The following is a 12,290-nucleotide window of genomic DNA, read 5'->3' as shown; positions in this document are numbered from 1 at the left end:
CGTTTTTTTGCGTCGACCTCAGCGGACGCCGTCGGCGAACAGGCGCGTCAGGTGCTCACGATAGCGCGCCACGTTGTGCTCGACGTCTGGACGCTTGATGACGTCGGTGCACAGGAAGGTCGGCAGGGGCGCCATACCGAGGAACTGGTTAGCCTTGTGAAAGTGCAGGTAGACGCCGTCGATCCCCTGGCCGTGGAAGAACTGGGCCGGATCGTCAAAGGCCTCCTGCGGCGCGTTCCAGGTCAGGGAGAGCATATACTTTTTGCCCTGCAGCAGTCCGCCGGAGCCATATTTTTTGCTGGCGTCGGCGCGGGTACGCCCATCGTTGGTGTACAGACGGCCATGGCCGGCGGTAAAGACCTCATCAAGGTATTTTTTGACGATCCAGGGCTCCCCCATCCACCATCCCGGCATCTGATAGATGATGCAGTCCGCCCACAGGATATTCTCCACCTCCTGCGCTACCTGGTATCCCTGGTCGATCGTCGTCGTGCGCAGCTGGTGCCCCAGCTCGCCTAAGCGCTCCCGGGCGGTATCGTGCAGCGTGGTGTTCAGCTGGCCGTTAGAGTGGCCGAAGGGTTTCATGCCGTTAAGCAACAGAATATGACTCATGACTGGCTCCAGTGCGCCCGATGGGCGACGTTAGGGATTCGTAAATCAATGCGTATAAAACTATCACTGTGATTACTATATTGGAACGCGTCGCGGCGGGAGAGGGCACAAAAAGGGCCGTTGGGCGTCAGGGGATCGGGTAAAAAAATGGCCCGCACGGGGCGGGCCAGAGCATTCGGCGTCAGGCGCTGAAGGGGCGAGCGATCAGGCTGCGGGTATCGAGGCGCACCTCGCTCAGGGTCACCGGAACGGTATCGCCCTGGCGGTAGACGACGCTGCCTTTCACCTGAAGGGTGCCGTTCTCCTGGCTGCATACCATCTCGTCGCGCACGGCATGGATGAAGGAGGCCGGAATAAAGGCCACCGCGCCGTTCTCCAGCAGGCGGACGCGCATGCCGCCGCGCGAGATATCGATGATCTCGGCGTTGAACGGGGTCGGGGCGTTGACCTTGTCCTTCAGGAAGCGGGCGTACAGCCAGTCGCCGACGTCGCGCTCCGCCATCCGGTTCTGACGGCGGCGCTCGGCCAGCTGCAGCGTCATCGCCGGGTCCGGCCGCGTCGCTGGTGCTCCGGCGATCAGCGCCTTCAGCAGACGGTGGTTGACCATATCGCCATACTTACGGATCGGTGAGGTCCAGGTGGCGTAGGCCTCCAGCCCCAGGCCAAAGTGCGGCCCCGGCTCGGTGCTGATTTCGGCAAAGGTCTGGAAGCGGCGGATACGGCTATCTAAGAAGGTGCTCGGCAGCGAGTCGAGATGGCGGCGCAGGGTGCAGAAGCCGTCCAGCGTCAGCAGCGCCTCGGCGTTGGCGGCGACGTCGTTGGCGTTCAGTAGTGAGACGGCCTGCTCCACCAGCGCCGGATCAAAGCCGGTATGGACGTTGTAGATCCCAAACCCGAGGCGTTCGCGCAGCACCAGCGCCGCGCAGACGTTGGCGGTGATCATGCACTCTTCTACGATGCGGTTGGCCACCCGGCGCGGCTCCGCGACGATATCGGTAACGTCGCCGTGATCGTCGAGAACAAAGCGGTAGTCCGGGCGATCGCGGAACACCAGGGCATGCTGTTGACGCCACTGGGTGCGGGCGTTGGCCACGCGGTGCAGCAGTCGGATCTGGGCGGCGATATCGTCGCTCGGCGGCTGCCAGTCGCCGCGGCCCTCCAGCCAGTCGGAGACCCGATCGTAGACCAGCTTTGCCTTGGACTCGATCCAGCCGCTGAAGAAGCGGATGTCGTCGCGCAGGCTGCCGTCGGCGTCGAGGGTGACCTCGCAGGCCAGCACCGGACGGCGCTGCCCTTCGCGCAGCGAGCACAGGTCGTCAGAGAGATCGCGCGGCAGCATCGGGATGTTAAAGCCCGGGAGATAGGTGGTGAAGGCGCGATGGCGCGCCTCGGCGTCCAGCGGACTGTCGGCGCTGACGTAGGCCGTCGGATCGGCGATAGCGATGGTCAGGCACAGGCTGCCGTCGGCGTTCTCGCGCACGTGCAGCGCATCATCCATATCTTCGGTGCTGGCGCTGTCGATGGTGACAAACGGCAGCGCGCACAGATCTTCACGCGCCAGCCCCTCTTCCAGCAGGGTTCCCGCCTGCCACTGCGGCGCGCTGCGCGCCAGATCGTGGCGGGTCAGGGTGACCCACCAGGGGGCAAAGTGGTCGCTGCCGTCGGTAATGAAGGCGGTGATCTCGGCAAAGAAGCTGCGGTCGCCCTTCAGCGGATGGCGGCGCATTTCGGCCAGCACCCAGTCTCCCTGCCGGAAGGCGCGATCCAGCCCGCGCGCCGGACGACAGCCGATGGCGTCTTTCAACAGCGAGTGATCCGGGATGATGGACAGACGTTCGTCGTTCTCTTTTTTCTGGATACGCCCGACAAAACGGGTCAGGAAAGGCTCCAGCAGCTCTTCCGGCTCGGCGATTTCGCGCTCTTTATCAACCTGAACGGCGGCACGGACGCGGTCGCCGTGCATCACTTTCTTCATCTGCGGCGGCGGAATGAAATAGCTCTTCTGCGCGTCGACCTCTAAAAAGCCAAAGCCTTTGTCGGTTCCCTTGACCACGCCTTCCACGCGGGGAGTCTGCGAGTGAAGTTGCTGTTTTAGCTGGGCAAGCAGCGGGTTGTCCTGAAACATAGTGTGAAATAGTGATTCCGGCTGGTGAGCGATCGTGATGACCAAAAAAAGTGGCTGCCATTGTTACGCAAAGTGGCCCGCCGGGGCAAGCGCGGCAGGCCAGAGAGACGAATTCAGCTGCGTGGACGCCCACGCTAGCGGAACGGCGGCTCATTGAAGGTGCGCAGCTTGCGGGAGTGCATGCGGTCGCCCTCGGCGCGCAGCAGATCCAGCGCATAGATGCCGATTTGCAGGTGCTCGGAGATGGCGCCCTGATAGAAGCGGTTGGCCTGGGCGGGCAGCTTGATCTCCCCGTGTAGCGGTTTGTCCGAGACGCACAGCAGGGTGCCATAGGGCACGCGAAAGCGGTAGCCCTGGGCGGCGATAGTGGCGCTCTCCATGTCGACCGCCACCGCCCGGCTGAGGTTAAAGCGGCGGGCTGAGGCGCTGTAGCGCAGCTCCCAGTTGCGGTCGTCGGTGGTCACCACCGTGCCGGTGCGCAGCCGCTGCTTGACCTGCTCGCCGGGCATGCCGCTGATCTGCTTGGTGGCGTCGTACAGCGCCCGCTGCACCTCGGCGATGCTGGGGATCGGGATGTCCGGCGGCAGCACGGCGTCCAGCACATGGTCGTCGCGCAGGTAGGCGTGGGCCAGTACATAGTCGCCGATGGTCTGGCTTTGGCGCAGGCCGCCGCAGTGGCCGATCATCAGCCAGGCGTGGGGGCGCAGCACCGCCAGATGGTCGCAGATGGTTTTGGCGTTGGACGGTCCGACGCCGATATTGACCAGGGTGATGCCGGTGCCATCGTCGCCGATCAGGTGGTAGGCGGGCATCTGGTGGTTTTTCCACGCCAGATCGCTGACCAACTGATCGTCGTCCGCGTTGGCGGCATCGATGTAAATGCCGCCGGCGCCGGAGAGCGCCCGATAGCCGCTGTTGGGGTTGCCTATCTGGCGGCGGGCCCAGCGCACGAATTCGTCGACGTAGCGGGTGTAGTTGGTGAACAGAATATAGGGCTGCACGTGTTCGGGTGGGGTGCCGGTATAGTGGCGCAGGCGGGCCAGAGAGAAGTCGGTGCGCAGGGCGTCAAAGTGGGAGAGCGGGGCATCCTGCCGTCCCAGCAGCGCGCCGTCGGCGGTTTCATCGCCGATGCTGGCGAGATCCGGCGTCGGAAAGTGGCGGGCCAGCGCGGCGCTCAGCATACGGTCAAGCCCTAGCTCGGCGCCGTCGATAACATAGGGATAGGGGATCTCCTGAGCCGAGGGGCGAACCTCGATGCGGGCGCCATATTCGCGCACCAGCAGGGTCAACTGCTCCAGCAGATAGCCGCGGAACAGCTCTGGCCGGGTGACGGTGGTGACATAGTGGCCGGGATGGTTGAAGCGGCCGTAGGCGCGGGTGCGCTCGCCGGGTTTACCTTCGCCATCCCAGGCGACGTGCAGCGCCGGATAGACAAAGCTCCCGGCGGCGCGCGACGCGGGGTCGGGCACCTCGCCGCGCTCGACAAAGGCGCCGATGGCGTCACGCAGGGCGCGCACGGCGCCGTCATAGTAAGCGCTCAGGCGGTTGATCGCCTGCTCCGGCGTGAGAGGGGTCGCACTGTTGGCTGGACTCATGGCTTCTCCCTTATGGATAAAAGTGACGCTGCTGACGCGCACAGCGATCGGTACTGCAAGCCTAGTCGAGAGCGGCGCCGGGGAAAAGGGGGCCGCGCGGGACTTTTTCGCCGCGGACAACACATCAGAGCACCCAATTGGGGTACAATGCGCTATCTTATGCCCTGATTTCATCCATAAAACGGATAAGAGACACTATGATTATCAAACCCAAGGTTCGCGGTTTTATCTGCACCACTACCCATCCGGTTGGCTGTGAAGCCAACGTCCGTCGTCAGATCGCCTACACCCAGGCTAAAGGACCGATTGAGAACGGCCCTAAAAAGGTGCTGGTGATCGGTGCGTCGACCGGCTATGGCCTGGCGTCGCGGATCGCCGCAGCCTTTGGCGCCGGCGCCGCCACGATCGGCGTGTTCTTTGAGAAGCCGGGTACGGAAACCAAGACCGGGAGCGCCGGCTGGTATAACGCCGCCGCGTTCGACAAGGCGGCTAAAGCGTCGGGCCTCTACGCTAAGAGCGTCAACGGCGATGCGTTTTCCAACGAATGCCGCCAGAAGGTGATCGAGCTGATTAAGCAGGACCTGGGGCAGGTGGATCTGGTGGTCTATTCGCTGGCCTCACCGGTGCGCAAGCTGCCGGATACCGGCGAGGTGGTTCGCTCGGCGCTGAAGCCTATCGGTGAGGTGTATACCACCACCGCCATCGATACCAACAAGGATCAGATCATCTCCGCCAGCGTCGAGCCGGCGACGGAAGAGGAGATCCAGAACACCATCACCGTCATGGGTGGGCAGGACTGGGAGCTGTGGATGTCCGCGCTGCGTGACGCCGGAGTCCTGGCCGACGGCGCCAAGTCCGTGGCGTACTCCTACATCGGTACCGACCTGACCTGGCCTATCTACTGGCACGGTACGCTGGGCCGCGCGAAGGAAGATCTGGACCGCGCCGCGGCGGGCATTCGCGGCGATCTCGCCGCCAACGGCGGTACGGCCCACGTCGCCGTGCTGAAGTCGGTGGTGACGCAGGCCTCCAGCGCGATTCCGGTGATGCCGCTGTACATCTCGATGTCCTTCAAGATCATGAAGGAGAAGGGCATCCACGAAGGCTGCATGGAGCAGGTTGATCGTATGATGCGCACGCGTCTGTACGGTAGCGACATGGCGCTGGACGATCACGCCCGCATCCGCATGGATGACTGGGAGCTGCGTGACGACGTACAGCAGGCCTGCCGCGATCTGTGGCCGTCCATCACCAGCGAGAACCTCAGCCAGCTGACCGACTACAGCGGCTACAAGCAGGAGTTTCTGCGCCTGTTCGGCTTCGGTCTGGACGGGGTAGACTATGACGCCGATGTGAATCCGGACGTGCAGTTCGACGTGGTTACGCTGTAACTTACCGCGAACGTCGTCGTCACATGCTAAAAAAGGCCGCAAATGCGGCCTTTTTTTGATCGCCCCGCGCGGCGTCGATCAGCAGGTGACCTCTAGCCCCTGCGCGCTGGCGGCGTCGACGGTGTAGACGATCAGGCTCTGCTTCAGCGCCAGATAGACATCGTAGTCGCGGGTATTGGCGAACAGGCTAATCAGGATCTGGATACCATCCTTGGTAATATTGTGCATATGAATAAAGGTATCCAGCTGCCCGTTGACCCGCGGGTCCTGCGCCACCTTCTCGCCGATCAGCCCCAGCAGGGCGCTGACCTGCTGCGCATCAAAGCTTTTGACGATCGCCGCCAGCTCGACCTTGCGGTAGTCGCTGCGCCCGGGGTTTTCGATCATGATCGATGAAAAGACCGCGTTGGGGATATACAGCGGCTTCTGGTCGAAGGTGACGATTTTGGTGGTGCGCAGGCTGATTTCGGTCACCACGCCCTCGGTATTCTTCTCCGGCAGCCGGATCCAGTCACCGACGTTGAAGGGGCGATCGAAGTAAAGCATCACGCCGGACAGCAGGTTGCCGAGGATATTGCGGCTGGCGATACCGATAGCGACGCCACCGACGCCGCCAAAGGTCAGCAGTCCGGACATATTCAGCCCCAGCTGCTCGCCGAACAGGGTCGCCAGCAGGAACAGGGTGACGATGTTAATGGCGCGGATCACCACCAGGGTCTTCGAGCGGTTGATCCCGTTTTTAACCTGTCGGTCGGCGATGATATTGATGGCCGATGAGATGGCCTTAAACAGGACAAAGATGATCAGGATAGTCTGGCAGAAGGAGATATATTTAATCCACGGCCACAGCCCGACCATGAGCAGGTATTTTTTGATCCCTTCGCACAGCAGCAGCACTAGCAGCAGCCACAGCAGGGTCTGCGCCACCTGAAGCAGGGCGGTGCCGCGGTTTCCCCGGCACTTGCGCAGGCCATATACCATCGCGCTGAGCAGCAGCAGGACGGCGGCCAGTATCAGATGCGCATGCAGTTTTTCGACAATCAGCGTCACAGCAGTTTACCTCAAACACATTCATGAACGCCCCGGGTCGCGGGCGTCCGTCTCCATCGCTAAGGGGGGGCCGGGCGGCGGCGCCCGGCGCGCGTTAAAAGCCGCCGCCGTCGCGGCGCCAGGCGTCGGCGGTCAGAGCCTCACCAAAGTGGCTGGTGATCAGACGCTTGGTTAGATCGTGCAGCGGAGCGGCGAGCACCTCGGCGGTGCTACCGCGCTCGACGACCTCGCCCGCCTGCATCACCAGAACCTGATCGCTGATGTGCTTCATCATGCCGAGGTGCTGAGTGACGTAGATATAGGCGATGCCGTGCGTTTGCTGCAGCTCCAGCATCAGGTTGATGATCTGCGAGCGCATGGACATGTCCAGAGCGGCCAGAGCCTCATCGGCGACGATGACCTTGGGCTGCAGGATCAGCGCGCGCGCCAGGGCGATGCGCTGCAGCTGGCCGGCGGCCAGCATATGCGGATAGTAGTAGGCGTGATCGCTGCGCAGCCCGACCTGACGCAGCGTCTGATTGATCCGCGCCTCGCGCGCCGGGGCGTCCAGATCGGTATTCAGCCGCAGCGGCACGTCCAGGATTTGGCCGATGCGCTGACGCGGGTTGAGCGAGGTGGCGGGATCCTGAAAAATCATGCGGATACACTGACTGCGGTAGCGGTAGTCGCCGTAGCGCAGCGGATGATCGTCGATGACGATCTCGCCGCCGCTCGGTTCGACCATGCCGGCGATCATCTTGGCCAGGGTCGATTTCCCCGAGCCGTTCTCACCGATGATCGCCAGCGTCTGCCCCTCTCGCAGGGTAAAGCTGAGGGGTTTGACCGCATCGACCCGCTGGCGGCGAAACCAGCCGGTGCGGTAGCGAAAGGTTTTTTCCAGGCCGTGGACCTCCAGCAGCGTTTTCATCACTGGGCCTCCTCCATGTTCAGCGGGAAATGGCAGGCAAAACTGTGGTTTTTCACGCTGCGCAGGGTAGGGGTCTGAATACACTTTTTCTGGGCGTAGGGGCAGCGTGGCCCCAGGCGGCAGCCGATCGGCAGATGCTCCAGCGACGGTATGGCGCCGGGCAGGGTGTTCAGGCGGCTCTTGGGCGGCAGCGCCCGGCCAAAGTCGGGCATCGCGCGGATCAACGCCTGGGTATAGGGATGGTGCGGCGCGCTGAGGATCTCTTCACAGCTGGCGCTCTCCACCGTCTGCCCGCAGTACATGACGTTAATGCGGTCGGCCCACTTACTCATCATCTGCAGATCGTGGCTGATCAGCAGAATGGTGGTGTTGTTGTTCTGGTTCATGCGCGCCAGCAGGCGGAAGATCTGCGCCTGGGTGGTCGGCTCCATGGCGTTGGTCGGCTCATCGGCGATCAGCAGACGCGGCTGGTTGGCCAGCGCGATGGCGATCATCACCTTCTGACACTCGCCTTCGGTCAGCTCGTAGGGCAGGCTGCGCATGGCATCGCGGTGATCTTTGATGCCGACGCGGTGCAGCAGCTCAATGGCGCGGCGGCGACGCCAGCGAAAGCGCTGCCACCAGCGGCCTTTATAGGTCCAGCCGGGGATCGCCTGGGTCAGCTGGCGGCCAATGCGTTCGGAGGGGTCGAGACAGGACTGCGGCTCCTGGAAGATCATCGAGACGTTATGGCCGACCAGGCGGCGTCGCTGACGCGGCGACAGGCGCAGCAGGTCGATGTCGTCAAAGCGCATACGGTCGGCGGTCACCCGCCAGTTGTCCTTGGTCACCCCGCAGATGGCTTTGGCGATCAGGCTCTTACCTGAGCCAGACTCACCGACCAGGCCGCGGATTTCACCTTCGCTGAGGGTCAGGCTGACGCGGTCGACGGCCTTGACCGGGCCCTCCGGGGTCATGAACTCAATGGTCAGGTTGCGGATATCGAGTAGCGGCATTATTTTACCCCGGCGTTGACGGCGCGACGCAGCCCGTCGCCCAGCAGGTTGACCAACAGCACGCTGATCATAATGGCGCCGCCCGGCAGCATGACGCTCCAGGGGGCCACGTACAGCAGCTCCAGCGAGTCGCCTAGCATGGCGCCCCACTCCGGCGACGGCAGCTGGGCGCCGAGATCGAGAAAGCCGAGCGCGGCAATATCGATGATCGCCATGGAGAGTGCGCGGGTGAATTCAGACACCAGTACTCCGGCGATATTGGGCATCACGGCGTCCCACAGAATAAACCAGGTCGAGGCGCCGTCCAGGCGCGCGGCGACCACGTACTCCTTCTCCAGCTCCTCATGCACCGCGCTGTAGACCGCGCGTACGATGCGCGGCAGCAGCGCCAGCCACACCGCCAGCATGGCGTGCTCCAGACGCGGGCCGATAAAGGCCACCACGATGATCGCCAGCAGCAGCGAGGGAATCGCCAGCAGGGTATCGAGAATATGGTTCAGGATCGCCGAGCGTAGCCCGTGCGTGATGCCGGCCAGCACCCCGATCAGCACGCCGCACAGGCTGGCGGCGATGGTGACGGTCAGCGCGGCGCCAAAGGTCGGCGCCGCGCCGCACAGCAGGCGGCTGAGCAGATCGCGCCCGAGATCGTCGGTGCCGAGGAAGAAGGAGACGTTGCCATAGCGCGACCAGGAGGGGGGCAGCAGCTGGTAGCCGAGAAACTGCTGATCCAGCCCATAGGGCGCCAGCAGGCTGCCAAACAGGCACAGCAGCAGCAGCGCGGCGACGCCGTACAGGCCGATCATGGCCAGCGAGTCGGCGTGAAAGTGATACCAGGTCTGCCGCAGCGGGCTGGGGACCTTTTTCTCGCGGTAGACGTTATCGAAGTGCATACCACTCCTTATGTTTCAGCGGACTGGTGACGGCGCCGATGATATCGCACAGAACGTTGACCACCAGAACCAGCGTGCCGACCACCATGACACCGGCAGAGATGGCGGCGAAGTCCTGCTGGCGGATGGCGGTGATCAGCCAGCGTCCCAGCCCCGGCCAGCTGAACACCACCTCGGTGATCATCGCCAGGGTCAGCATGGTGGAGAACTGGAGGCCCAGCTGGGGAATGATCGGCGGCAGGGCGTTGTGCAGTACGTGGCGGCGGATGATGGTCAGCCGCGACAGGCCGCGGGTCGCCGCCGCCTTGATATAGTTCTGGCCGACCACGCCGTCGGTGCTGAGGCGCATCAGGCGGATGACTTCGGTCATCGGCACCAGCGCCAGCACGCTGACCGGCAGCACCAGGTGGCGCAGCACGCTGAGCAGCATCTGTCGGCGGTAGGGGGAGTCGGAGAGCCAGGCATCCACCAGGGCAAAGCCGCTGATATTGGGCACCGGGTAGAGCAGGTCATAGCGCCCGGAGACCGGCAGCCAGCCCAGGTGCAGGGCGAAAAACAGCATCAGCAGCAGCGCCAGCCAGAATACCGGCATGGAGTAGCCGAGCAGGGCCAGGGTGCTGATGGCGCCGTCCGGCCAGCGCCCGCGCATCATCCCGGCGGCAATGCCCATGGGGATCCCGCAAAACAGCGCCAGCAGAAAGCCCAGGATACACAGCTCCAGGGTCGCGGGGACCACCTCACGCAGCTGTCCGACGATGGTCTGACCGTTGATGCTGGAGACGCCGAAGTCGCCCTGCAGCAGGCTGTGCAGGTAAAAGCGATAGGCGTCGGTGAGCGACGCCCCGGAGAGCGGGGCATGGGGCGTGAAGTAGAGCAGGCTGAAGCTGACGAGGGTCAGGAAGAACAGCGTGACCAGCAGCAGCAGCAGACGCCGCAGGGTAAAAATAATCATGGTTTCTCCTTGTCCGGCGGCGCAGGCGCGGGCGCCGGGGGCGACATTTCGCGATAGACCCCGGCGAACGAGGCGTTGCCGAACGGGCTGAGCACCAGTCCTTTGATGTCATGGCGATAGGCCTGCAGGCGCAGCGAGGAGGCCAGCGGCAGGATCGGCAGCTGCTGCTCCAAGATTTTTTGCGCCGCCTGATAGTCGTCAATCCGCTGGGAGAGCTGCTGGGACTGCAGCGCCTGGTGCAGGAGGGTATCGAACGCCGGATCGCACCAGTGGGCCAGGTTGGTCTGGGACTGAATGGCGGCGCAGCTGAGCAGCGGACGGAAGAAGCTGTCCGGATCGTTGCTGTCGGTCGCCCAGCCGGACAGGGTCATATCATGGCTCATATCGTTCAGCCGGGCCTCCTGAAAGCGCCCCTCTACCGGCACAATGGTGACCTTGATCCCGACCTGGGCCATATCGGCCTGGATCAGCTCGGCGGTTTTCAGCGGACTGGGGTTATAGGCCTGGGAGGCGGTCGGCACCCACAGCTGCAGGCGCAGGTTGCTGATCCCGGCGGCCTTGAGCATGGCGCGCGCTTTCTCCGGGTTGTAGTCGGTAACGCGCGCGTCGTTGTCGTAGGCCCAGGAGGCGCGCGGCAGCAGGGAGGCCGCCGTCTCCGCCGTGCCATAGTAAATCGACTGCATCAGACGCTGGTTATTGATCGAATAGGCGATGGCGCGGCGGACGTCGACGTTGTCCAGCGGCGGCTTGCGGGTGTTAAACGCCAGATAGGCGACGTTCATCCCCGGGCGCAGGGTGAGGCGCAGGCGCGGATCGTCGCGCAGGATGCCCAGCTGGCTGGCTGCGGGGTAGGCCAGCACATCGCACTCGCCGGTCAGCAGCTTGGAGATCCGTCCGGTGCCGCCGGCGCCCAGGTCGATGACCACCTGCGCCATGCGCGGCGTTCCTTTCCAGTACTGGGGGTTACGCGCCAGGCGGATAAACTGCCCGGCGCGATACTCATCCAGCATAAAGGGGCCGGTGCCGACCGGCAGCCGGTCTATCTGCGCCTGGTGGCCGCGCTTGGCCAGCGCATCGGCGTACTGGGCCGAGAGCACCGGCGCATAGTGGGTCGCCAGGTGCCAGAGGAAAGAGGCGTCAGGCTGCTTCAAGCGGATCTCGACGCTGTAATCGTCCAGCCGGCGGATGCTCTGCACCGCATTGCTGAACTGCAGACTATCGAAGTAGGGGTAGTGACCGCCGTTGACGTCGTGATAGGGGTGCTTGGGGTCGAACATGCGCTCGAAGCTGAACAGCACATCGTCGGCGTTCATGTTGCGGGTCGGGGTAAACCAGGCGGTTTTCTGGAACGGCACATCGCGGCGCAGATGCAGAATATAGGTCGCGCCGCCGTCGAGCACCTCCCAGCTTTGCGCCAGCTCGGGGATCAGCCGATAGGTATAGGGGTCGACATCCAGCAGCCGGTCGTAGAGCTGGGCCGCCAGGGTATCCACCGTCACGCCGCTGCTGGCCATCTGTGGGTTGAACGTATTGACGATCCCGTTGACGCAATAGATAAACCCGCTCTGGCGGATATCCGGCACAGCGGGGGCGGGCTGTGGCGCCGGTTTCTCGGCCGCCGTGGCCGCTGCCGACAGGAGCAGCAGCGGAATAAACAGTGTTTTCAGAGCGCGCATAGAGGCTTCAACAGGTTGTTGGCTGTGCTGCTGAGCGACGCCGGCAGCGCCGCCCGGCACGCTGCCGGCGTCGGATCCATGACACGACGGAACAGCG

The 12,290-nt window shown here is 63.7% G+C and carries 10 protein-coding genes; 1 reads left to right on the top strand and 9 read right to left on the bottom strand.

Going from position 1 to position 12,290, the window contains the following annotated elements; translation table 11 throughout:
- Positions 1 to 18: 18 nt before the first annotated feature.
- From L1P05_RS09040 to L1P05_RS09030, 3 genes are all read right to left on the bottom strand, one after another.
- On the bottom strand, positions 19 to 612 hold the full coding sequence (locus tag L1P05_RS09040; RefSeq protein ID WP_012848716.1) for an NAD(P)H-dependent oxidoreductase: 594 nt from the start codon (positions 610 to 612) through the stop codon (positions 19 to 21).
- Positions 613 to 793: 181 nt separating this feature from the next.
- On the bottom strand, positions 794 to 2,737 hold the full coding sequence (locus tag L1P05_RS09035; RefSeq protein WP_041692521.1) for an exoribonuclease II: 1,944 nt from the start codon (positions 2,735 to 2,737) through the stop codon (positions 794 to 796).
- 134 nt (positions 2,738 to 2,871) lie between these two features.
- Complete coding sequence (locus L1P05_RS09030; RefSeq protein WP_012848714.1) at positions 2,872 to 4,332, bottom strand: AMP nucleosidase; 1,461 nt, start codon at positions 4,330 to 4,332, stop codon at positions 2,872 to 2,874.
- Positions 4,333 to 4,529: 197 nt separating this feature from the next.
- Here L1P05_RS09030 and fabV point away from each other — a divergent pair, with 197 nt between their 5' ends.
- Positions 4,530 to 5,723: an enoyl-ACP reductase FabV gene (fabV, locus tag L1P05_RS09025; protein ID WP_012848713.1), complete on the top strand. Its 1,194-nt coding sequence runs from the start codon at positions 4,530 to 4,532 to the stop codon at positions 5,721 to 5,723.
- 78 nt (positions 5,724 to 5,801) lie between these two features.
- Here fabV and L1P05_RS09020 read toward each other — a convergent pair whose 3' ends face one another.
- From L1P05_RS09020 to sapA, 6 genes are all read right to left on the bottom strand, one after another.
- A complete protein-coding gene (locus L1P05_RS09020; protein ID WP_012848712.1) occupies positions 5,802 to 6,773 on the bottom strand; it encodes a mechanosensitive ion channel family protein in 972 nt (323 codons plus the stop codon).
- A 94-nt stretch (positions 6,774 to 6,867) separates the two neighbouring features.
- Positions 6,868 to 7,683, bottom strand: a complete 816-nt coding sequence (gene sapF, locus L1P05_RS09015) for a putrescine export ABC transporter ATP-binding protein SapF (protein ID WP_109579648.1) — start codon at positions 7,681 to 7,683, stop codon at positions 6,868 to 6,870.
- Entirely contained in the window at positions 7,680 to 8,675 is a 996-nt protein-coding gene (sapD, locus tag L1P05_RS09010) for a putrescine export ABC transporter ATP-binding protein SapD (protein ID WP_012848710.1), read from the bottom strand. The genes sapF and sapD overlap by 4 nt, the downstream gene beginning before the upstream one ends.
- On the bottom strand, positions 8,675 to 9,565 hold the full coding sequence (sapC, locus tag L1P05_RS09005; RefSeq protein WP_012848709.1) for a putrescine export ABC transporter permease SapC: 891 nt from the start codon (positions 9,563 to 9,565) through the stop codon (positions 8,675 to 8,677). Before sapC ends, sapD begins: the two co-directional genes overlap by 1 nt.
- Positions 9,552 to 10,517, bottom strand: coding sequence for a putrescine export ABC transporter permease SapB (sapB, locus tag L1P05_RS09000; protein WP_012848708.1), 966 nt, complete (start codon positions 10,515 to 10,517; stop codon positions 9,552 to 9,554). Before sapB ends, sapC begins: the two co-directional genes overlap by 14 nt.
- Positions 10,514 to 12,193 (bottom strand): ABC transporter substrate-binding protein SapA, encoded by a 1,680-nt coding sequence (gene sapA / locus L1P05_RS08995; protein ID WP_041692520.1) that lies wholly within the window; start codon positions 12,191 to 12,193, stop codon positions 10,514 to 10,516. The genes sapB and sapA overlap by 4 nt, the downstream gene beginning before the upstream one ends.
- Between the last annotated feature and the right edge of the window lie 97 nt (positions 12,194 to 12,290).

Origin of the sequence: Edwardsiella piscicida (assembly GCF_021733145.1) — a bacterium.
Lineage (GTDB): Bacteria > Pseudomonadota > Gammaproteobacteria > Enterobacterales > Enterobacteriaceae > Edwardsiella > Edwardsiella piscicida.
This window is presented reverse-complemented; position numbering and strand designations above follow the sequence as displayed.